This is a genomic window from Flaviramulus basaltis, assembly GCF_900114265.1.
Lineage (GTDB): Bacteria > Bacteroidota > Bacteroidia > Flavobacteriales > Flavobacteriaceae > Flaviramulus > Flaviramulus basaltis.
In genome coordinates, this window is the sequence record NZ_FPKV01000002.1 from 921759 (window position 1) to 944865 (window position 23107).

The window sequence follows — 23107 nt, forward strand, 5'->3', positions numbered from 1 at the left end:
TTGAAATGAATTTATTAATTAACCTACTCCTCTAATCTGATATCCAATCCTAAACCTTTCAATTCGTGCATAAGTACGTTGAATGATTCTGGTAATCCTGGATCTGGCATTGGTTCACCTTTTACGATTGCTTCGTATGTTTTAGCTCTACCAATTACATCATCAGATTTTACAGTTAAAATCTCTCGTAAGGTGCTTGATGCTCCATAAGCTTCAAGTGCCCAAACTTCCATCTCACCAAAACGCTGACCACCAAATTGTGCTTTACCACCAAGAGGTTGTTGTGTAATTAATGAGTAAGGTCCTATAGAACGTGCGTGCATTTTATCGTCTACCATGTGTCCTAATTTCAACATGTAGATAACTCCAACTGTTGCTGGTTGATCAAAACGCGCTCCAGTACCACCATCGTATAAATACGTATGACCATATCTTGGAATTCCAGCTTCATCTGTAAATTCGTTAATTTGATCTATTGTTGCACCATCAAAAATTGGTGTTGCATAAGTACGGTTTAACTTTTGACCTGCCCAACCAAGAACAGTTTCATAAATCTGACCAATATTCATACGAGATGGTACACCAAGTGGATTTAATACAATATCAACAGGCGTTCCATCTTCTAAGAATGGCATATCTTCTTGACGAACAATACGTGCAACAATACCTTTGTTACCGTGACGTCCTGCCATTTTATCACCTACTTTAAGTTTACGTTTCTTAGCGATGTAAACTTTAGCTAATTTAATAATACCTGCTGGTAACTCATCACCTACTGAGATTGTAAACTTCTCTCTTCTTAAAGAACCTTGTAAATCGTTTTCTTTAATTTTATAGTTATGAATTAAATCTGCAACTAATGTATTTGTATGCTCATCTGTAGTCCATTTTCCAGAAACTAAGTGTGCATAATCATCAACAGCATTTAACATTTTTAAAGTGAATTTTTTACCTTTTGGTAATACTTCTTCACCTAAATCATTAAAAATACCTTGAGCAGTTTTTCCATTAACGATATTGAAAAGTTTTTCGATTAAAACATCTTTTAAATCATCAAATTTTCTATCGTATTGCGCTTCTAGAGCTAAAATATCATCTTTATCTTGTGCTCTCTTACGCTTATCTTTTACTGCTCTTGCAAACAATTTCTTTTCGATAACAACACCATGTAATGAAGGAGATGCTTTTAATGAGGCATCTTTTACATCACCTGCTTTATCACCAAAGATAGCACGCAATAATTTTTCTTCTGGAGTTGGATCACTTTCTCCTTTAGGTGTGATTTTACCAATAAGAATATCACCAGGCTTAACTTCAGCACCAACGCGAATCATTCCGTTTTCATCTAAATCTTTAGTAGCTTCTTCAGAAACGTTAGGAATATCATTAGTTAATTCTTCATTACCTAATTTAGTATCACGTACATCAAGAGAATACTCATCAATATGAATTGATGTAAAAATATCTTCACGAACTACTTTTTCAGAAATTACAATGGCATCCTCAAAGTTATACCCTTTCCAAGGCATAAACGCTACTTTCATATTTCTACCAAGTGCTAATTCTCCTTTTTGTGTCGCATAACCTTCACATAAAACTTGACCTTTAGATACTTTATCTCCTTTAACCACAATTGGCTTAAGGTTGATAGATGTACCTTGGTTAGTCTTTCTGAATTTCACTAATTGGTATGTTTTAATATCACTATCAAAACTTACTTTAGCTTCATCTTCAGTACGTGCGTATTTTATTTTAATCTCATTTGCATCAACATAAAGTACTTCTCCTTCTCCTTCGGCATTAATTAATACACGAGAATCTGATGCTACTTGACGTTCTAAGCCTGTACCTACAATAGGTGCATCTACTCTTAATAATGGAACTGCTTGACGCATCATATTAGATCCCATCAAGGCTCTATTCGCATCATCATGCTCTAAGAAAGGAATTAAAGATGCTGAAATAGATGAAATTTGATTAGGTGCTACATCTGTATAATTTACAGCAGTAGGCTCTATTACAGGAAAATCTCCTTCCATACGAGCAATTACCTTATCGTGTAATATTTTACCGTTTTCATCTACTTTAACAGTAGCTTGTGCTATTAATTTCTCTTCTTCTTCTTCAGCACTTAGGTATATTGGGTCATTTACAATATCAACAACACCATTAGTTACTTTTCTATAAGGCGTTTCAATGAATCCCATAGAATTCACTTTTGCATATACAGAAAGCGAAGAAATTAAACCAATATTTGGTCCCTCTGGAGTTTCAATAGGACATAAACGACCATAGTGTGTGTAGTGAACATCACGAACCTCGAAACCTGCTCTCTCACGAGATAAACCTCCTGGTCCTAATGCTGATAAACGACGCTTATGAGTAATCTCTGCTAATGGATTTGTTTGATCCATAAACTGAGATAACTGGTTTGTACCAAAGAATGAATTAATTACAGAAGATAGTGTCTTTGCATTAATTAAATCTATTGGAGTAAATACCTCGTTATCACGAACGTTCATACGCTCACGAATAGTACGTGCCATACGTGCTAAACCAACACCAAATTGTTGAGATAATTGCTCACCAACTGTACGTACACGACGGTTAGATAAGTGATCAATATCATCAATCTCTGCTTTTGAGTTGATAAGCTCGATTAAATATTTTATAATAGTAATGATATCTTCTTTGGTAAGCACTTGCTTATCCATTCCAATATCCAACTGTAATTTTTTGTTCATTCTGTAACGCCCAACTTCTCCTAAAGAGTAACGTTGATCTGAGAAGAATAATTTATCAATTATTCCACGTGCAGTTTCCTCATCTGGCGGCTCCGCATTACGTAATTGTCTATAAATATGTTCAACAGCCTCTTTTTCAGAGTTTGTTGGATCTTTTTGAAGTGTGTTGTGAATAATTGCATAATCACCTTGCTCTGTACTTTCTTTATGTAAAAGAATAGTTTTAACATCAGCTTCAAGAATTTCTTCTATATTTTCTTTATCTAAAATAGTATCACGATCAAGCACAATTTCATTACGCTCAATAGATACTACTTCTCCAGTATCTTCATCAACAAAATCCTCATGCCATGTGTTTAATACACGTGCTGCTAATTTTCGTCCTGTATATTTTTTTAATCCAGATTTTGACACTTTAACTTCTTCAGCTAAATCAAAAATCTCTAAAATATCTTTATCTCGTTCAAAACCAATTGCACGGAAAAGAGTAGTAACAGGTAATTTTTTCTTTCTATCAATGTAAGCATACATTACCTGGTTGATATCTGTAGCAAACTCAATCCACGATCCTTTGAATGGAATAACCCTTGCTGAATATAATTTTGTTCCATTTGCATGGAAAGATTGACCAAAGAAAACCCCTGGTGAACGGTGTAATTGAGATACTACTACGCGCTCTGCACCATTAATACAAAAAGTACCTGAAGGTGTCATGTAAGGTATAGTTCCTAAATACACATCTTGAACAATGGTCTCGAAATCCTCATGTTCAGGGTCTGTACAATACAACTTTAACCTAGCCTTTAGCGGAACGCTATATGTAAGTCCTCTTTCAATACACTCATCAATGGCATATCTTGGTGGATCTACGAAGTAATCTAAAAATTCTAAAACGAATTGATTACGTGAATCTGTAATTGGAAAGTTTTCCATGAAGGTATTATACAATCCTTCATCTCCTCTTTCTTCAGATTTTGTTTCTAATTGGAAAAAATCCTGGAAGGATTTAATCTGAATATCCAAGAAATCTGGATATTCTGTTCTATTTACAATAGACGAGAAATTTAATCTTTCAGCTTGTGTTGATAACATCAATAGACGGAATTTTGATTAAAAAAAATAGTGATAACGTATCTAATAATTATATACGCAAAATGGTTTAGGTCTTGAAGAGTATTCTCCAGACCTAAACCTTTATGTTTTTGAGTTGTTAAGCTTACTTAAGCTCAACCTCTGCTCCAGCTTCTTCTAAAGATGCTTTTAAAGCTTCTGCTTCATCTTTAGATACTGCTTCTTTGATAGCACTTGGTGCATCATCAACTAAACCTTTAGCTTCTTTTAAACCTAAACCAGTTAATTCTTTAACTAATTTTACAACAGCTAATTTAGAACTACCAGCTGCTTTTAAAATAACATCAAATTCAGTTTGAGCTTCTTCAGCTTCTCCACCTGCAGCAGGACCAGCAACAGCAACTGCAGCAGCAGCAGCAGGCTCGATACCATACTCATCTTTTAATATAGTTGCTAACTCATTTACTTCTTTTACAGTAAGGTTAACTAATTGTTCTGCGAAATCTTTTAAATCTGCCATTTTTCTATCGTTTTAATAATTTTGTAATAATATATTTGTAATAAAGTGCGTACTATTTAATACTATCCTTCTTTTTCAGATAGTGTTTTAATAATTCCAGCTAATATTCCACCACTTGATTTAAGTGCAGAAACAACGTTTTTAGCAGGTGATTGTAGTAATCCTATAATCTCTCCTAATAACTCTTCTTTAGACTTGATATCTACTAACATGTCTAATTGGTTATCGCCAATATAAACTGCTTCCTCAATAAATGCTCCTTTTAATAAAGGTTTTTCAGATTTTTTACGGAAAGTTTTTATTAACTTAGCTGGTACATTACCAGTTTCAGAATACATTACTGATGTATTTCCTTTTAAAACTGATGGAAGGTTTCCAAAATCTCTTTCAGAAGCTTCCATTGCTTTTTCAAGTAATGTATTTTTAACGACTGCCATTTTTACGTTTGCTTTAAAAGCAGCACGACGCAAATCTGAGGTAGTACCTGCGTTTAATCCTGAAATATCTGCTAAATAGATATTTGCATTATTAGCTAATTCTGCAGTTAACTCCTCAATTACTTGTGATTTTTCTTCTCTTGTCATAATAAAAGTTTTAACTTAATTAACCAATTTTAGGATCAACAGCTATACTTGGGCTCATCGTAGAAGATATAAATATACTTTTTACGTAAACACCTTTTGCAGTTGTCGGTTTTAGTTTCATTAATGTTGTTAATAATTCATTTGCATTACCTGCAATTTTATCAGCACTAAATGATGCTTTACCTATAGCAGCGTGTACAATACCAGTTTTATCAACTTTAAAGTCAATTTTACCAGCTTTTACTTCTGTTACAGCTTTAGCAACATCCATTGTTACCGTACCAGTTTTAGGGTTAGGCATTAAACCACGAGGGCCTAATACACGTCCTAAAGGACCTAATTTACCCATTACACTTGGCATAGTAATAATAACATCAACGTCTGTCCAACCGCTCTTGATTTTATCAAGATACTCATCTAACCCAACGTAATCTGCTCCAGCTTCTTTTGCTTCAGCTTCTTTATCTGGTGTTACTAATGCTAATACTTTCATATCCTTACCAGTACCGTGTGGAAGTGAAACAACACCTCTTACCATTTGATTTGCTTTACGAGGATCTACTCCTAAACGTACTGCTAAATCAACTGATGCGTCAAACTTAGTATTGGTGATTTCTTTAACTAGTGCAGATGCTTCATCTAATGAATACACCCTTCCTTTTTCAATTTTCGCTAAAGCTTCTTTTTGCTTTTTTGTTAATCTTGCCATTTTCTAATGTCTTTAATAGATTAAGAAGGAAATTTTCCTGTTACGGTTATTCCCATCGATCTTGCTGTACCAGCAACCATTTTCATAGCAGACTCTGGAGTAAATGCATTTAAATCTACCATTTTGTCTTCTGCAATAGTTTTAATCTGATCCCAAGATACTTTAGCTACTTTTTTTCGGTTTGGCTCTCCAGAACCTTTCTTCACCTTTGCAGCTTCTAATAATTGAACTGCTGCTGGTGGAGTTTTGATTACAAAGTCAAATGATTTGTCTTTGTAAACAGATATAACCACTGGTAACACTTTACCTGGTTTATCTTGGGTTCTGGCATTGAATTGCTTACAGAACTCCATGATGTTAACACCTGCAGCTCCTAAAGCGGGTCCAACCGGTGGCGATGGATTCGCAGCACCTCCCCGAACTTGTAACTTAACTACTTTACCTAATTCTTTTGCCATTTTTAATAATTTAATTTTGATGTTATCTCTCTTTTGGAAGCGAAAGACTCATCTATCTTAATGTAACACTATAATTATACTTTTTCTACTTGCATATAACTTAATTCTAATGGTGTTTTTCTTCCGAAAATTTTAACCATAACTTCAAGTTTACGCTTCTCTTCATTTATTTTTTCTATCGTACCATCAAAACCATTAAATGGTCCATCAATAACCTTAACTGTTTCACCTTTTGTAAAAGGAATTGCTACGTTAGCACTTTCTTCTACTGATAACTCGTCAACCTTACCTAACATTCTGTTTACTTCAGATTGTCTTAATGGCACAGGATCTCCTCCTTTTGTTTCACCTAAAAAACCAATTACATTAGTAACCGATCTAATAATGTGAGGAACTTCTCCCGTTAAATTCGCTTGAACCATTATGTATCCTGGAAAAAACACTTTTTCTTTGTGTATTTTTTTTCCATTACGAATCTGTATCACTCTTTCTGTTGGCACTAATACTTGATCTACATAATCTTGCAAACCTAATCGAGCAATTTCATTCTCGATATAAGTTTTGATTTTGTTTTCTTGACCACTTACTGCACGAACAACATACCATTTTTTCTCACTTACTTCAGACATAAATTTCTTTTTAACTAGTTAGTTAATCCATTGAAAGTAAAATGCTATGACTTTGCTGAATACTGTATCAACACCCCAAATAGCTAGAGAAAATATAATTGAAAATACAGCAACTAAAATCGTTAAACTTTGTGCTTCTGCCCAAGTTGGCCATGTCACATTATTTTTTAGTTCTCCAAATGATTCTTTTATATAATTTACTATTCCAGCCATTTTGTTATTATATTTTTTAATATGAATTGAATATTATTTCAATTCTACTACTAATTAGGTGTGACCCTTTTTTTATTGCACGGGTTGAGAGACTCGAACTCCCGACACCTGGTTTTGGAGACCAGTGCTCTACCAACTGAGCTAAACCCGTAAACATAAGTCAAGGTATTCCGAAAACGAAATACCTTAAGCTTATTATTTATTTAAACTTTATTAGTCTAATATCTCAGTTACCTGACCAGCTCCTACTGTTCTACCACCTTCACGGATTGCAAAACGTAAACCTACATTCATTGCAATTTTTTGAATAAGCTCAACAGTAATAGTTAAGTTATCTCCAGGCATAACCATTTCAACTCCACTAGGAAGCGCAATGTTTCCTGTTACGTCAGTTGTACGTACGTAAAACTGTGGACGATAGTTATTATGGAATGGAGTGTGACGTCCACCTTCTTCTTTTTTAAGGATATAAACCTCAGCTTTAAATTTAGCGTGTGGTGTAACAGAACCTGGCTTAGTAATTACCATACCTCTTGAGATTTGAGATTTCTCAATACCTCTTAATAAGATACCAGCATTATCACCAGCTTCACCTCTATCTAATATTTGACGGAACATTTCAATACCAGTAATAGTAGATGTTAATTTCTCAGCACCCATACCAATAATCTCTACTGGATCTCCAGTGTTTGCAATACCAGTTTCAATACGACCAGTAGCAACAGTACCACGACCAGTAATAGAGAATACATCTTCGATAGGCATCAAGAAAGGTTTATCAACTTCTCTTAAAGGCTCTTCAATCCATGAATCACAAGCTTCCATTAATTCTAAAACGGTATCAACCCATTTTTGCTCACCATTAAGTGCGCCTAATGCAGAACCAGCGATAACAGGTCCATTATCTCCATCATATTCATAGAAAGACAATAAGTCTCTTACTTCCATGTCTACTAATTCAATTAATTCTTCATCATCAACCATATCCACTTTATTCATGAATACAACGATACGAGGAATACCTACTTGACGTCCTAAAAGGATGTGCTCACGAGTTTGTGGCATAGGACCATCAGTAGCAGCAACTACTAAAATAGCACCATCCATTTGTGCAGCACCAGTTACCATGTTCTTTACGTAATCCGCGTGACCTGGACAGTCAACGTGAGCGTAGTGACGGTTAGCTGTTGCGTATTCTACGTGTGAAGTATTAATTGTAATACCTCTTTCTTTTTCTTCAGGAGCATTATCAATTTGATCAAATGATCTTGCTTCAGAATAACCTGCATCAGCTAATACTTTAGTAATAGCAGCAGTTAAAGTTGTTTTACCGTGATCTACGTGTCCAATTGTACCAATATTTAAGTGTGGTTTTGAACGATCGAAAGTTGCCTTTGCCATGTTTTTTAAATAATTTAATCTTAGTTATATAATAATATTAGTGTATTCTATTTTTTATCTTTTTTATAGAGCCAATGACGGGAATTGAACCCGTGACCTCTTCCTTACCAAGGAAACGCTCTACCCCTGAGCTACACCGGCTTAAATATTAGAGCGAGAGACCGGGTTCGAACCGGCGACATTCAGCTTGGAAGGCTGACGCTCTACCAACTGAGCTACTCTCGCAATTATTTATATTCCTTTTTAGCAAAAATGTGGGGAGAGCAGGATTCGAACCTGCGAAGACGTAGTCAGCAGATTTACAGTCTGCCCTCGTTGGCCGCTTGAGTATCTCCCCAATTTATACTTATTTCACTCTTTTTAAAGAACTTAACCTTTTTGTTTTTGATAAATTAAAAACTTCAAAGATTTACTTTTTTTTTGAGCCGATGGAGGGACTCGAACCCACGACCTGCTGATTACAAATCAGCTGCTCTAGCCAGCTGAGCTACATCGGCTTTTTTGTGTCTTTTTTACAAAAAATCCACATAAAAAAAGCCCGCTATTTCTAACGGACTGCAAATGTATAGATTTTTTATTTTATTCAAAACATTTTTTAAGAAATTTTAATATAAATGTGCTCTTAATTTTTCTTTTCGCTTTTTTAACTGTCTTTCAAGGGACGCAATTGCCATATCTGCACCTTCTTCAAAACTTTTACATTGTTTTTTTACTACTAAACTATCACCTGGTACACTTATTCTGGCTTCAAATATTTTATTTGTCTTTTCACTTGTGTTTTCAACTTTTAAAAAAACATCTGATTTAATCACTTTATCATAAAACAGGTCTAATTTATCCATACGCTTCTGAATAAAATCTATTAATTTTCGATCTGCATTAAAATTTACGGATTGGGTGTTTACTTTCATACTACTGTTTTTTTTGGTTAGACAATAACTTAAAACTATTTCTTACTTCTTGGGTGTGCATTTATATGCACTTTTTTCAACTCTGCTATACTATTATGTGTATAAACTTGTGTAGCAGCTAAACTAGAATGACCAAGAAGTTCTTTTACAGCATTTAAACTTGCACCTTGATTTAATAAATGAGTTGCGAAAGAATGCCTAAGTATATGTGGACTCTTTTTAACTTTTGAAGATGCCAAACTAAAATAATCATTTATTATTCTGTAAACAAGTGTTTCATAAATTTTAACTCCTTTTTTTGTTAAAAATAAACTTTCATCGTCTAAAATGTTGTCTAGTTCACTTCTAAGAATTAAGTACTTATTAGTTGTTTGCATTACAGATTTTAATAACGGTACAATTCGCTCTTTATTTCTCTTCCCTAAAACTTTTAACGTTTTATTATCAAAATCTATACTTATTAATTTTAAATCTACAAGTTCTATTCTTCGTATACCTGTTGAATAAAATAGTTCTATAATTAATTTGTTACGAACGCTTTCAAAATCTTCGCCAAAATTTAAATCATCTAACACCATTTCAATTTCAGTTTCAGAAAATGGTACTTGTATTTTTTTACTTATTTTTAATGCTTTGTGCTTTGCTAATGGATTTAAACTAATATCTCCAACTTTTAAAAGAAATTTATAATATGTATTAAGTGCAGATACTTTTCTATTGATGCTTCGATTTGCTAATCCGCTTTCCACCAATAGAACTATCCAACTTCTTATTTGAGAATAATTTACCTTATTAATTGAAGCTGTTTCATACTCAGTATTTATAAATTCTGAAAAATCTTCCAAATCATTTTGATATGCTTTTACAGTTAATGCTGAATAGTTTTTCTCTAAGAGTAAATAATCTGTAAATGATTGGAATGACATTTTTGGAGCAATGTTTATAAAGCTAAAAATACAAACTTTTATTTGATTTTTAAGCAAAAAAAATCCCACTTAAAGTGGGATTTTAATTTATTCAGATTTAGTTATACATCTTCTGCATCTCTTAATCCTTGTATGTATTGCGCTTTTTGTATTTGTGCTCTACGTAAAACTGAAGGCTTGTTAAACTGCTTACGAGTTTGTAACTGACGTTTTGTTTGAGTTTTATCAAACTTTCTTTTAAAACGCTTTAGCGCTCTATCTATATTTTCTCCTTCTTTAATTGGTATTATTAACATAGTGTCTTAACCTCCTCTCTTTTAGATTTTCAGTTTGCAAATATAAAAAGTAATTTATAATTAGCAATTATCAACTGATATTTTTTTAAGTGGCTGGTTTATACTCCTTTTTATCAATAATAATCTTTGCCAAAATCTCTCTAAGAATCTCTGAAGTTCCTCCACCAATAGGTCCTAACCTACTATCGCGTAATAATCTTGCCATTGGATAATCTTCCATATAACCATAACCTCCTAAAAATTGAAGACACTGGTAAATAACCTCGTCTGCCATTTTTGTAGATCTTAGCTTAGACATAGTTGCTTCTTTTACCACATATTCATCCTTATTTAATCGATATGCTACCGAATAATTAAATTCTTTACACATTTCCATATCGGTATATAAATCGGCAATATTATGTCTTAACGCTTGAAATTTATCTATTGTTTTCCCAAAGGCCTGACGCTCACTCATGTATTGTAAAGCATATTCTAAAGCATATTCTGCACGTGCATGAGCATTAATACCCATTATTAATCGCTCTAAAGAAAAGTGGTGCATAATATAAGAGAAGCCTTTATTTTCTTCTCCCATTAAATTTCCAATTGGCACTTTAACATTATCGAATGCTATTTCTCCAGTATCTGATGCTCTCCAACCCAACTTATCTAGTTTGGTAGCAGATACACCTTTAATATCTCTATCAATTAAAAATATGCTAATCCCTTTATTACCTAATTCTGGATTTGTTTTAGCGGCAACTACAAGATAGTCACTATAAACACCATTAGTAATAAATGTTTTTGAACCGTTTATAATATAATGATCACCATTTTTAACAGCCGTAGTTCGCATACCTGCTACATCACTTCCCCCAAAAGGTTCTGTAATACAGAGACATCCTATTTTATCTCCAGAAATACTAGGTGCTAAATAATTTTGTTTTATGGTTTCGTCACCTTCAACATTTAAATGCGTCATCGCTAAATATACATGCGCCCAAATTGCTGCTGCAAAACCACCTGAATTTATTTTTTGAAGTTCTTCAAGTAGTATAACGGTGTAAAATAAATCTAAATTTAAACCTCCATAGGCTTCGGGGTAATTAATCCCAAAAAAGCCCATATCTCCAAATTTTTTCCAAATAAACCTGTCGATATTTCCTGTTTTCTCCCAAGTTTCAATGTGTGGAACAACTTCTTTTTGTAAAAAATCTTGAAGGCTTTTTCTAAAAAGATTATGCTCTTCAGTGAAGTACATACTATTCATCTATTTTCTTTTTCAAGAAACAAATATAATTTAATTATCTCGATTTTATTTATAGGAAAGTCTTTAACTTTTGTTAATTCATTTATAGACTTAAAACCTTCTTTTAGTTGTCGTTGTTCTATTATTTCATGTGCCAAATTGTAATCTATATGCTGAATGGTCACTAACTCATCTATTGTGATTTTATTTAAATTTAATTTTTGAATTACTCTAGGGGTTTTTACTGTAAACTGTTGGGTTATTTTCTCAATAACTTCTGGGGTTAAACCGTATACATCTTGTAATTGAACATCTGCTATAAAACCACCTTTAAATGTATTTCTAAACTTTATAATACGCTCAGAATAATATTTACCAATTCCATTTATCTTTTGTAATTCTTTAACTGTTGCCGTATTTAAATCTTGTTTTTGAACAAATGATTTTGAATTATTATTATTATTATTATTATTATTATACGTTGAATTAGAATTTTTAGGCTCAGAATTATTTAGCCATTCTGGAAATTTAAAGTATGGAGAAATTTTATCTAAAAGTGAATCGGATATTTGAGTAACTTCTTGAAATTGTTTTATTGAATTAATCCACTTGTTTTGCTTTCTATAAGCTAGTAACCTATCAATTTCTTCATTAGTCATTCCTAAAGTAGAACCTTTGTAATCTGAAATATAATTTGGATTGAAAGGAAATGTTTTTGGTTTAGATGCTTCTAACTTAACTAATTTAAGTGAATCTATATCTTTTTGAAATTTTGACAATTCTTCTTTATCAACTTCTATGTCACTAGAAGTAAAATCGACAAAAAAGTAAACACATTGCAAAATGATTATAATAAATACCAATAAAAAAATCCCATTTCGTTGTTGTTTAGTAAACGTGAAATGGGATTTCATATATTATTTTCTTTTAACTATTTAGTCTTCTATTGCATCATACTTTAGCTTGATAGCATCCAGATAACGCTTCAATTGTTTTTTAACAACTGGAAATAATAAGAATAAACCAACCATGTTAGGGAATACCATAGCAAATATCATAGCATCAGAGAAATCCCAAATAGATTTCATACTTGCTGCTGCTCCAATAACCACAAATGTTAAAAATAGAATTTTGTATGTTAAATCTGCCACTTTACCTCTTCCGAATAAATATTTCCAAGATTGCAAACCATAATAAGACCATGAAATCATTGTTGAAACCGCAAATAACACTACTGCAATGGTTAAAAATACATTAGAAAAAGGAATATATTCTGCAAATGCTTTAGCAGTTATACCTGCTCCTTCAAAAGATTCTCCATTTATTATAGCTACGCCTTGTCCTGTAACATCCCCATACTCGAAGAAGCCTCCAAAATTAAATATAATAATCACAAGTGCAGTCATTGTACATATTACAACGGTATCAATAAAAGGCTCTAGTAATGCTACTAAACCCTCACTAGCTGAATATTTTGTTCTTACAGCAGAGTGAGCAATTGATGCTGAACCAGCACCTGCTTCATTTGAGAACGCTGCTCTTTTAAAACCTACTAACAACACCCCAATAAATCCACCAACACCTATTGCTTTAGGATTAAAAGCTTCTCTAAAAATTAAACTAATAGCATCATCAATAAGTGTAAAATTACTTAAAATTATATATAGACAACACATTATATATAGTATCGCCATAAATGGTACTACTTTTTCTGTGACAGAAGCAATTCTTTTAATACCACCAATAATAATAATACCCACTGTGATTGCTAATACAACACCTATCCAGAATCCTGCTCCTGTACTTTGTAATCCTAATAAATCTTTTAATACAATAGTTGCTTGGTTAGATTGAGCCGCATTACCGCCTCCAAATGATCCGCCAATACAAAATATAGCAAATAAGACTGCTGCTACTTTACCAAGCGTAGCAAATCCTTTTTCTTTTAATCCTTTTTTCAGATAATACATTGGCCCTCCATAAACCGTCCCATCTTCTCCAACATCTCTATATTGAACTCCTAAAGTACATTCTACAAATTTTGTTGACATACCTAGTAAACCACAAATAATCATCCAAAAAGTTGCTCCTGGTCCACCAAGTGCTATAGCTAATGCTACACCTGCGATATTACCATTACCAACTGTTCCTGATACAGCTGTTGCTAACGCTTGAAAGTGACTTACTTCCCCATCAGAACTTTCATCTCTTATAGTATCTACAATATCTCCATCAATAGCTAATTCATCTTTAATACTAACCAAATGGTCTTCAATATCAACATTAGTTAAATCTTGACCTTGCGCAATACCTCCTTCACCATAAAGTTCTTTTGCACCGTGCTTTTCAATATCTTCATATTTACCTCTAACAGTATTTATAGCCTTCCAAAAGAATCTTATGTTTGGGAAACCAAAATAGATAGTAAAAAATGCAGCACTAAATACCAATAGTATTAATACAAAAGGGGTACCAGCTACTTGGAAAAAAATAATATTTGAGAAAAAATCTGAAACTGGTTTAAAAGCTTGATCTATTTTTTGATCTATTCCAACCTCAGTAGCTTCTTGAGCAAAAGTTAATACAGGAAATATTATAGTTAGAATTGAAAGAAGATATTTCTTCATAAGAATTTGAAATTAGTTAGTTTTTATTAGAGAATATTTATTAAAAACGGCAAGATGCTAAAAAAAATTGATTTTTTAAAACATTGTTAGTTAAAATAGATAATTCTCCTAATCGATATTATATTCAGAATTTAAAGCTGCTATTTGTTCTGGCCTACCTAAAACTATTATTTTTGAATTAGATGCTAACTCTAATTCAGCCTCAGGATTTACTATATACTCACCATTTTCATCTTTGTAACCTATTACTGTACAGCCAGTTTTACGTCTTAAATCTAGATCTTTAATAGTTCTGGCAGATTTTGTATTGTATAACTTTTCAACAGCAATCTCTTCAATATTAATATTAGATTTCCCTACTATTGAAAGATTATCAATAAATTCCATTAAACCAGGAACAACTACAAGAGATGCCATATGATCTCCTCCAATTTTATCTGGTAAGATAACATTATTTGCACCAGCGAATTTTAATTTATCATAAGAAGATTCTTGAGAAGCACGACTTATAATATTGATAGAACTATTTAATTGTCTTGCTGATAGTACTACAAACAAATTATCTGCATCGTTTGGTAATGCTGAAATAAAACACGAAGCTCGATTTACACCAGCTAATAATAATGTTTCATCTTCGTTTGCATTTCCTATAACGTAAGGCACTCCGTCTATCTGGAGGCGTTCTTCTACTTCTTTATTTTTTTCAATAATCACAAACTGCTTTTTATAAGCTAATAGCTTTCTTGCTGCCTGCTTGCCATTTCTTCCATAGCCACAAATAACAACATGGCCTTTAAAGCTATCAATATTTTTTTGCATCTTTTTGTGTTTTAATTCTTCAATATTGTTTTTACTCAAAATATATTCAGTTATAATGGATAATGCATAACCCATTATTACAACGCTTGCCAAAATTAAAAATATGGTGAAAATTTTAGAGTTTTCATCAAGCGGAACAACCTCCCCAAAACCAACCGTTGTCATAGTAATAACTGTCATGTAAACAGCATCTACCCATGAATAGCCAGAAATCATTTTATAACCAATAACGCCTATAAATAAAATAGCAATCAATAAAAAGACTGCTGTATAAATTTTAGTTCTAAAAAATCGGATTATTGGATTACTCATAAATTATAAATCAAAAACAGACGAGCGTTTTGTATATACCAAATCTTTAATTCGCATCCAAAAAGCTAAAAACAGATATAACGCAAAGCCAAAGCCAACGGTTACAAAGGTTAAATACATAAACGAAGTGCGAACCACTTTAGCTCTAATACCTAATCTATCAGCAATTCGCTGACAAACATAATACCCATGCTTTTGAAAAAATAATAAAGGCTTATAGAAAATGTTCATGCCGCAAGTTAGCACATAGTTTATTTGTTTAAAAGTTTATTTGTTTAAAAATGCGTTGCCAATAGCACATTTTAAGCATTTATTTTTATTGCAGTATTCAGTTTTAAGTTGAATTAGAGCCTGCGAATCTAATGCAGAATTCGAAACCTTCTTTAAATTATTAAATGCTGTGATTATGCTATTCTTTTCTGAATGAATTCCTGTTCCCATTTTAATTATTAAATCATCAATATCCTCTCCTTTTTGTTTGGAATAACAGAATTTTATAGGAAGAATGGTATTGATTAATAACAATTCGACAAACGGTTTCGTTAGAGATTTTACAGAAGCTTTTGATTCTTTTTGAAACGTGTAATGTGTTTTCCAGAAATTAGAAGTCGATACTCTAAATAACTCATAAAAATCATCTAAAGAATTTGATTCAATAATTTTTGAGAATAAATTTTGATGTTGATTATATAAACTTGCTAATTGTGATATTCTTATGGTTGGGAAATTAGGTGGTCTTAATCTAAAAAACTGCAAAGGCAAAACTTGATTGTTTTCTAGCTTAAATTTTTGTTTTAAAAATTGATAATCTTTTACTAAGCTTAAATAATATGCCTCTTCAATATCTTGTTCTAGCAAACCAGATTGCCCAAATAACAAAGCCTCTAATGTTTGTTGATTTGATTGTGTTTTTCTTATAATTGAAAAATCAATTGACCTTGCTAAGCTAAAAAAAGATTCACCATTAACTTTAAGCCCAAAGTTTTTAGCAAGCATTTTAAACAAAACGGCTTCCCAATCGTTTTTTGATTCTTTTAAAAGTGTTTCAATAAGTTGAAATTTTTGTTCTAACCTCTCAAAATACAAACGTTCAAGCCAATTATTTAAAAGAAACTCATCAACCATAGCAAAATCGTTTTCACAATTAATCCATTTGTTTTGCTTAGAAAAAAGCCTTTCATAATTATTTAAAATTGAAACATCTGTGAAATCTTTTATTTGCAATGTTGGTATTGGTGTGTTGTTTTTTGTAAAAACTTCTGTATCGTGTTCCCAAACTACATGTAAAATAACATTATCGTAAGCTTTATCTTGTTCGTGATTATGCAAAAACCAATCGGATGATTTTACATGAATCTCAACATTTCCAGCCCAGAGTTGTTCACTTATTTTAAGCTGAGCATTAAAAAAATCTGGTCCCGAATTTAAATTGTGTTGCCCTACATGACTTATAGATATTGTTTCGTTATTTGTAGTATTTAAATTATTAATTTGAAACTTTTTGTGTTCCCATATATAATGTAGAAAATCTTCTTGCATGCAACTAATGTAATAAAATTTTTACATAAATTACAGGCAATAAAATTATAAAGTTGACTAAATTTGGATAAACTAAAAATTAATGGAACAATTAACATTAACTACACCAGCACTCTTATTTTCGGCAATATCTTTAATAATGCTAGCCTATACCAATAGATTTCTAGCTTACGCGGCAGTAGTAAGAAACTTGCATGACAAGTATTTAGAAAAAAAAGATAAGCAGTTAATTAAGCAAATTAAAAACATTAAAAAACGCTTATACTTAACACGTTCTATGCAAATTTTTGGCATTACCAGTTTACTACTTTGTGTGCTAACTATGTTTTTAATTTACATAGAACAGCATGCTATTGCAGTATGGGTATTTGGTTTAGCACTAATTTTATTAATATTTTCCTTAGCCTTTTTAATTTGGGAAATTCAAATATCAGTAAAGGCTTTAGAGCATCATATTAGTGACATTGAGAATAATTAACTTTGTGAAATATTTCGGCTACCTTCGTTTAACAAATACCTTAATATATAGTTGTTATAAAATGAATTTTACTAAATGAAAAAGCAAAATATATTAATTGGAATTTTAATTCTATTATTAATACTATCATGTTCATCAAGTAATGATTTTGACCCTTTAATAGGAGTTTGGAAACCAATAAAACATGGAGAAACCTTTAATAACAATCATTTTGTAGAGTATGATATTTATGATTGTAATAAAAACTCAAGATATTCTTACTTTAATGATGGCTCATTAAATATTGAACTATTTGAGGAATTAGAAGGTGTATGCAAAAAGTTGTCTAATCCTATTTTTATATCTGGTAATTGGAAAAAAAATACAAATGAGGCTATAACATTATAATTACTTTTCTATATGATTCTGTAAATGTTTACACTACTGATGAAACTCCTGTTATATTTGAATTTAGTAACTCTAATAACACTTTAAAGATTGGATATGCTAAAAATGAAATACTACAAGATGGCCAGATAATACTAAATTATTTTACAGTTTATGAAAGAGTAGAATAAAAAGTTAATGCGAAACTTACAAACCATTTATATATTTTAAATTATTATTATTATTATAAAATAAAAGGTTCTTTGGAAATTATTTATTAACTGACTGACTAAAAAACTCACTATACTGCATCACCCGAAAATCAAACGTGTTGAATTTTGGGTTTTTAGCTTTTAACTGTTTATATAAAGGAATCCTGCTTATTGAAATATTGGCAGCTCCAGAACCTGATGTTAATGAAACTGTTTTGATTATTCGTTTTGGGTTTACAGATTGCTTCGATACGCTCGCTATGACGGGCATTTCAAACTCGTGGATTCTAGGAACTTCATTTGATACTAATTCTAGCTTTAAATTATATTCCTTTATATGTTTTCTAAAAAAATATTCGGGTCCGTTTTTGCTATTTCCACCTGTAAATAACAATGTATCTATATTTGGATATTGCTTTAAATAACCAATTAAATTACGAAGTTTTATGTTTTTCATACCCAAATCTGAAGCATCAATTTTATCCCGTTCGCAACTATCAACAATATCGCAAACACCTATTTTTTGTTGTATTAAAAATTGTTTACGTTCTTCAATAGCTTCTTTGGAGTTATCATACCTCAAATTTAAATTATGAATTTTATCAATAAACAACCAAAGTGAGTTGTAATAACTTCCGTAGCAAAAATTAACATCTTTTTCTAATAGCTCTCCTGTTGAAAATCTTGGTGGCGGCAAAGTACCCACTATGAGCTTTGTAGTATCGTTTTTAATAAATGGTTTATAAGGATGTTTGTGTTTGAACACGCTTTTACTTGGAATTTTATGTTAAATTTTGTATTTTAAAAGAAACTAAAAATACTAAAAACTATGGGAAAAGGCGATAAAAAAACAAAACGCGGAAAAATTAACAGAGGTACTTTTGGAGCTAGACGGCCACGAATTAAAAAAAGACGCTCAATAGAAACAAAAATTGGAATTGCAAGCAAAGCCACTCCTAAATAATTTAATTTAACTCTTTTAATAGCTTCTCTACTTCTAAAGTAGTTGTTCTATATATACGTTTATTGGGTTTTGTCATGTGTTGAGATTCTTTGCTAATCTCGTTTAAAATCTCTTTGGCATCTTCTTCTTTTTTTATACTTAATAAAAACTTAGCGAGTATAAGTCGTTCTTCATAAAAAGAATATCTAATATCTATTTGCCTTAAATTACTTTCGGCTTCATCAATTTTACCAGTACGCTCTAATGCTAAACCATATAAAAATTGTGTTCTAGATTTTTTAAACTCTGGGTGGTCTTTAATTTTTTCAGCATATAAAATAACGTTATCACTATCTTCAATATTTAGATAAGCCTCTATGAGTTGTGTTGTCGCATAAAAATTATTTTGAGACTTATCTCGCAAAGTTTCTATGTAATGCGGAATAGCATGCTCATAATCTTTTATTTCTAAATAAGCATCTGCAAGATTTAATTGGTTTTGGTAGGTTTCTGAAAACTCTAATCGTTTCTCTAGGTCTCGAACCTTTTTAGTAGGGTTTATTATACTAGTAATTTCCGAAGTTATTTTTTCGGCATCTCTTTTATTGTAGACTTGTGTTATTAAGTATATAATGCAACCAACTACTGGTACAAACATGATTAAAAATGCCCAATAATAAGGGTTTCTATTTTTGTACATATGATATATACAATATCCTTGAAGGATTAATATAAGGTAATAAGGCATTAAAAACTGTTTTTACAATAATACAAAATAAGTGTTATCTTATAAAAACTAATTCGTTTTTGGCAGACATTGGCTCGCTAAAATTATAGCCTTCATAATTGAACCCTTTTAAATCGTCAATATTTTTCGCATTTGTATCAATAATATAACGTGCCATTAATCCGCGGGCTTCTTTAGCAAAAAATGAAATAACTTTATATTCTCCGTTTTTAAAATCTTTAAAATTTGCTGTTACTACAGGTACTTTTAGAACTTTAGTATCAATAGCTTTAAAATACTCGTTACTAGCTAAGTTTAAGAACAACTCATCTTCTTCTAACTCTTCGTTTAATGCTTTAGTAATATCTTTTTTCCAGAATTCGTAAAGATTTTTGTTTTTACCTACAGGAAGTTTTGTCCCCATTTCTAAACGGTAAGGCTGCATTAAATCGGTTGGTTTAAGTAAACCGTATAAACCAGATAAAATTCGGACAGTGTCTTGTAATTTTTCTGTTTTTTCTTGAGGAATAGTATAAGCATCTAAACCTCTATATACATCACCATTAAAAGCATAAACTGCTGGTCTTGAATTTTTGGTTGTAAAAGGTAATTCCCAAGATTGATTACGCTCGTAATTTAATTGCCCAAGCGCATCAGAAATACTCATGAGTTTAGATAAACTTTTAGCAGATTTTTTTTTGAGTAATTTATTTAAACGCTCAGATTGTTTTAAAAACTGAGCTTCTGTATGTTGTTTTATTGGTAATTCAGTTTCAAAATCTAAAGATTTTGCAGGCGATAATACAAGTTTCATGCAATTTATTTTATTGGATTCCCATTTCTAGGGAATGATAATTTTAATAGAAATTCCCAATAAATACTGGAAATTATTTTTCAACTCAAATTTACAATTACTAATCTACTTTAAAAATCTTGGACTACAATTATTTATAATAGAACGATAAATTGAATTTATAATGATTAAAACGAAATATAAAAAATCTATTCTTTATATCCCATTTTACGCATCCAATCGTCATTAAACATTTTACCAACATAACGACTTCCGTGGTCGTGAAATAAAACGACCACAACATCATCTTTAGTAAAATGTTCTTGTAATTGTAATACGCCTTTTATTGCAGCACCTGCTGAATTTCCTAAAAACATTCCTTCTTCTTTAGCTAACTTTTGAGTATAAATAGCAGCATCCTTATCGGTTACTTTTGTGAATCCATCAATAATTGAAAAATCTACATTTGCTGGTAAAATATCTTCACCAATACCTTCTGTAACGTATGGGTAAATTTCATTTTTATCAAAAACACCTGTTTCATGATATTTCTTAAACACACTTCCATAAGTGTCCACACCCCAAATTTTAATATCTGGATTTTGTTCTTTTAAATATTTACCAACACCCGAAATAGTTCCACCGGTACCAACACCAACTACAAAGTGGGTAATTTTACCATCGGTTTGTTTCCAAATTTCTGGACCTGTAGTCTCATAATGCGCTTTTGTGTTACTTGGGTTATCGTACTGATTTACATACCATGAGTTTGGTGTTTCTTCTCCTAATCGTTTAGAGACTGAATAATATGAACGTGGATCTGTAGGCTCTACATCTGTTGGGCAAACCACAACTTCTGCTCCTAATGCTTTAAGTATATCTATTTTTTCCTTAGATTGTTTATCGCTAATTACAAAAATACATTTGTAACCTTTTACGATAGCGGCTAATGCTAAACCCATACCTGTATTTCCTGAAGTACCTTCAATTATAGTTCCACTTGGTTTTAGGCGACCATCTGCCTCTGCATCTTCAATCATTTTAACCGCCATCCTATCTTTTGTAGAATTTCCTGGGTTAAAGGTTTCGTATTTTGCTAATACTAAACACGGCAATTCTTTTGTAAGCTTATTGAGTTTTATAAGTGGTGTATTACCTATTGTTTCTAATATGTTTTTAGCGTATTCCATAATAGCTTTTGTTCATTCAAAAATACTAAAAAGGTATTCGTTAAATGTTAAAAGTTAGTTATTATGCGAGTTAGGGATTGAAATGGAAATCCTTTTTATGAGGTACGATTAAAAAGATTGTAATATAAAGCCCGACCCTTTTTTAGGGTAACTCCCAAAACCTCCTAATCGAACCGAATTGCTTTTACAGGTGAAATTTTAGTGATGATGTAAGACGGAATCAAAAGCATAAGCAAACATAAAATAAGTGTGCCGATATTTAAAGCTAAAATATAGCCAAAACTTATATATACTGGAGCTTCTGCAACATAATAAACATTGGGATCTAATGGAAAAAGTTTAAGATATTTTTGAGCAAAAAGCAATCCTAAACCAAGAATATTTCCCCAAAAAAGACCTAACAAAATAAGGTATGATGCATTGTATAAAAACAGTTTACGTATGCTCCAATTATTACTACCTAAGGCTTTTAGAATACCTATCATTTGGGTGCGTTCTAATATTAAAACCAATAGCGCCGTAATCATGTTAATACCAGCAACAAGTATCATGATGCCTATAATACCATAGGTGTTTTTATCGAATATTTTAATCCATTCAAAAATTGAATAGTATTTATCGGTTACGGTTTGTGTGTTAAATGTTGATGGTGTGTTTTGATAAATCTCAACACCTTTTTGCTGTATTTGAGAATAATCATCTAAAAAAACTTCAAAATTACCTATTTGGTCTTCATCCCACTTATTGATGCGTTGTACATGCCGAATATTGCCTATTAAATATTGTTTATCTAAGTCTAGAAATCCTGAGCTATAAATACCAACTATTTTACATTTAACATAATTAGGAAGTTTTTCGGGGTCGTCTTTTGCGAAAATCATTTGAAAATCTTCTCCTAATTTAAAGCCTAATCTATTAGCCAAGTATTGAGATATTAAAACCTCTTCACTCCACTTTTTATCAAAATTTGGAAGTCTCCCTTCTATCAAAAACTCTTTAAAATACTGCCAATTATAATCTTTACCAACCCCTTTATAAATAGCGCCTTCAAAATCTGTTTCGGTACGTATTATACCAAATTTAGTTGCTACAGCTTGAATATGACTAACACCCTCAACTGATTTAAATTCTGGATAAAACTCTTGTTTTTTAGAGATTGGAAAAACACTTTCTTGTGAGTTATTACTATCGTAATTTGTAATAGTTACGTGGCCATTAAATGCTACTACTTTATCGCGTATTTTTTGTTGTAAGCCAATACCTGTTGCAATTGCAATCATCATAACCACAATACCAATAGCAATTGCAGCAATACCAATTTTTATTATTGGTGCCGATATACTACTTTTATACGCTTTACTGCCAATTAAGCGTTTTGCTATAAAATACTCGTAATTCAAATTATATA

The 23107-nt window shown here is 31.6% G+C and carries 25 protein-coding genes and 5 tRNA genes; 3 read left to right on the forward strand and 27 right to left on the reverse strand.

Going from position 1 to position 23107, the window contains the following annotated elements:
* Positions 1-23: 23 nt before the first annotated feature.
* The 22 genes from rpoB to BT151_RS10840 form a co-directional block, all read right to left on the reverse strand.
* Positions 24-3836, reverse strand: a complete 3813-nt coding sequence (rpoB, locus tag BT151_RS10735) for a DNA-directed RNA polymerase subunit beta (protein ID WP_072402016.1) — start codon at positions 3834-3836, stop codon at positions 24-26.
* Positions 3837-3960: 124 nt separating this feature from the next.
* Positions 3961-4335, reverse strand: a complete 375-nt coding sequence (rplL, locus tag BT151_RS10740; protein WP_072402018.1) for a 50S ribosomal protein L7/L12 — start codon at positions 4333-4335, stop codon at positions 3961-3963.
* Between the two features lie 62 nt (positions 4336-4397).
* On the reverse strand, positions 4398-4919 hold the full coding sequence (rplJ, locus tag BT151_RS10745; RefSeq protein WP_072402020.1) for a 50S ribosomal protein L10: 522 nt from the start codon (positions 4917-4919) through the stop codon (positions 4398-4400).
* A 19-nt stretch (positions 4920-4938) separates the two neighbouring features.
* Positions 4939-5628, reverse strand: coding sequence for a 50S ribosomal protein L1 (gene rplA / locus BT151_RS10750; protein WP_072402021.1), 690 nt, complete (start codon positions 5626-5628; stop codon positions 4939-4941).
* A 20-nt stretch (positions 5629-5648) separates the two neighbouring features.
* Positions 5649-6086 carry a 50S ribosomal protein L11 gene (gene rplK, locus BT151_RS10755; protein WP_072402022.1) on the reverse strand — a complete coding sequence of 146 codons (438 nt, stop codon included), beginning with the start codon at positions 6084-6086 and terminating at the stop codon, positions 5649-5651.
* Positions 6087-6160: 74 nt separating this feature from the next.
* A complete protein-coding gene (gene nusG, locus BT151_RS10760) occupies positions 6161-6715 on the reverse strand; it encodes a transcription termination/antitermination protein NusG (RefSeq protein ID WP_072402023.1) in 555 nt (184 codons plus the stop codon).
* A gap of 18 nt (positions 6716-6733) precedes the next feature.
* Entirely contained in the window at positions 6734-6928 is a 195-nt protein-coding gene (secE, locus tag BT151_RS10765; RefSeq protein WP_072402025.1) for a preprotein translocase subunit SecE, read from the reverse strand.
* A gap of 78 nt (positions 6929-7006) precedes the next feature.
* Positions 7007-7079, reverse strand: a tRNA-Trp gene (locus BT151_RS10770).
* A gap of 62 nt (positions 7080-7141) precedes the next feature.
* Positions 7142-8329: an elongation factor Tu gene (gene tuf / locus BT151_RS10775; RefSeq protein WP_072402027.1), complete on the reverse strand. Its 1188-nt coding sequence runs from the start codon at positions 8327-8329 to the stop codon at positions 7142-7144.
* 69 nt (positions 8330-8398) lie between these two features.
* Positions 8399-8470 (reverse strand) — tRNA-Thr (locus BT151_RS10780).
* 11 nt (positions 8471-8481) lie between these two features.
* Positions 8482-8554, reverse strand: a tRNA-Gly gene (locus tag BT151_RS10785).
* Positions 8555-8584: 30 nt separating this feature from the next.
* Positions 8585-8666, reverse strand: a tRNA-Tyr gene (locus BT151_RS10790).
* An 86-nt stretch (positions 8667-8752) separates the two neighbouring features.
* Positions 8753-8826: transfer RNA gene (locus tag BT151_RS10795), tRNA-Thr, on the reverse strand.
* 108 nt (positions 8827-8934) lie between these two features.
* Positions 8935-9240, reverse strand: coding sequence for a ribosome hibernation-promoting factor, HPF/YfiA family (gene hpf, locus BT151_RS10800; protein ID WP_072402029.1), 306 nt, complete (start codon positions 9238-9240; stop codon positions 8935-8937).
* A gap of 35 nt (positions 9241-9275) precedes the next feature.
* Positions 9276-10166, reverse strand: a complete 891-nt coding sequence (locus BT151_RS10805; RefSeq protein ID WP_072402642.1) for a tyrosine-type recombinase/integrase — start codon at positions 10164-10166, stop codon at positions 9276-9278.
* A 101-nt stretch (positions 10167-10267) separates the two neighbouring features.
* Positions 10268-10462 carry a 30S ribosomal protein S21 gene (rpsU, locus tag BT151_RS10810; RefSeq protein WP_072402031.1) on the reverse strand — a complete coding sequence of 65 codons (195 nt, stop codon included), beginning with the start codon at positions 10460-10462 and terminating at the stop codon, positions 10268-10270.
* A gap of 85 nt (positions 10463-10547) precedes the next feature.
* On the reverse strand, positions 10548-11714 hold the full coding sequence (locus BT151_RS10815) for an acyl-CoA dehydrogenase family protein (protein WP_072402032.1): 1167 nt from the start codon (positions 11712-11714) through the stop codon (positions 10548-10550).
* The gene (locus BT151_RS10820) at positions 11711-12607 is read right to left on the reverse strand and encodes a ComEA family DNA-binding protein (RefSeq protein WP_072402034.1); all 897 of its coding nucleotides are present in this window, start codon (positions 12605-12607) and stop codon (positions 11711-11713) included. Before BT151_RS10820 ends, BT151_RS10815 begins: the two co-directional genes overlap by 4 nt.
* A gap of 21 nt (positions 12608-12628) precedes the next feature.
* Entirely contained in the window at positions 12629-14320 is a 1692-nt protein-coding gene (locus BT151_RS10825; protein ID WP_072402036.1) for an alanine/glycine:cation symporter family protein, read from the reverse strand.
* Positions 14321-14428: 108 nt separating this feature from the next.
* A complete protein-coding gene (locus tag BT151_RS10830; protein ID WP_072402038.1) occupies positions 14429-15451 on the reverse strand; it encodes a potassium channel family protein in 1023 nt (340 codons plus the stop codon).
* A 3-nt stretch (positions 15452-15454) separates the two neighbouring features.
* Positions 15455-15682, reverse strand: coding sequence for a PspC domain-containing protein (locus BT151_RS10835; RefSeq protein WP_072402040.1), 228 nt, complete (start codon positions 15680-15682; stop codon positions 15455-15457).
* Positions 15683-15718: 36 nt separating this feature from the next.
* Positions 15719-16990 carry a DUF2851 family protein gene (locus BT151_RS10840; RefSeq protein ID WP_072402041.1) on the reverse strand — a complete coding sequence of 424 codons (1272 nt, stop codon included), beginning with the start codon at positions 16988-16990 and terminating at the stop codon, positions 15719-15721.
* 82 nt (positions 16991-17072) lie between these two features.
* Here BT151_RS10840 and BT151_RS10845 point away from each other — a divergent pair, with 82 nt between their 5' ends.
* Both BT151_RS10845 and BT151_RS10850 read left to right on the forward strand, forming a co-directional pair.
* Positions 17073-17468: a DUF2721 domain-containing protein gene (locus BT151_RS10845; protein ID WP_072402043.1), complete on the forward strand. Its 396-nt coding sequence runs from the start codon at positions 17073-17075 to the stop codon at positions 17466-17468.
* 75 nt (positions 17469-17543) lie between these two features.
* On the forward strand, positions 17544-17855 hold the full coding sequence (locus tag BT151_RS10850; RefSeq protein ID WP_072402044.1) for a hypothetical protein: 312 nt from the start codon (positions 17544-17546) through the stop codon (positions 17853-17855).
* A 249-nt stretch (positions 17856-18104) separates the two neighbouring features.
* On the opposite strand, the gene BT151_RS10855 is transcribed toward BT151_RS10850, so the two are convergent.
* The gene (locus tag BT151_RS10855) at positions 18105-18812 is read right to left on the reverse strand and encodes a uracil-DNA glycosylase family protein (protein ID WP_072402046.1); all 708 of its coding nucleotides are present in this window, start codon (positions 18810-18812) and stop codon (positions 18105-18107) included.
* Positions 18813-18875: 63 nt separating this feature from the next.
* Here BT151_RS10855 and BT151_RS10860 point away from each other — a divergent pair, with 63 nt between their 5' ends.
* Complete coding sequence (locus BT151_RS10860) at positions 18876-19010, forward strand: 30S ribosomal protein THX (RefSeq protein WP_072402048.1); 135 nt, start codon at positions 18876-18878, stop codon at positions 19008-19010.
* 1 nt (position 19011) lies between these two features.
* On the opposite strand, the gene BT151_RS10865 is transcribed toward BT151_RS10860, so the two are convergent.
* From BT151_RS10865 to BT151_RS10880, 4 genes are all read right to left on the reverse strand, one after another.
* Positions 19012-19737, reverse strand: coding sequence for a hypothetical protein (locus BT151_RS10865; RefSeq protein ID WP_143144284.1), 726 nt, complete (start codon positions 19735-19737; stop codon positions 19012-19014).
* Positions 19738-19771: 34 nt separating this feature from the next.
* On the reverse strand, positions 19772-20530 hold the full coding sequence (gene yaaA, locus BT151_RS10870) for a peroxide stress protein YaaA (protein WP_072402052.1): 759 nt from the start codon (positions 20528-20530) through the stop codon (positions 19772-19774).
* A 188-nt stretch (positions 20531-20718) separates the two neighbouring features.
* Positions 20719-21699, reverse strand: a complete 981-nt coding sequence (locus BT151_RS10875; RefSeq protein WP_072402054.1) for a PLP-dependent cysteine synthase family protein — start codon at positions 21697-21699, stop codon at positions 20719-20721.
* A gap of 164 nt (positions 21700-21863) precedes the next feature.
* The gene (locus BT151_RS10880; RefSeq protein ID WP_072402056.1) at positions 21864-23099 is read right to left on the reverse strand and encodes an ABC transporter permease; all 1236 of its coding nucleotides are present in this window, start codon (positions 23097-23099) and stop codon (positions 21864-21866) included.
* Between the last annotated feature and the right edge of the window lie 8 nt (positions 23100-23107).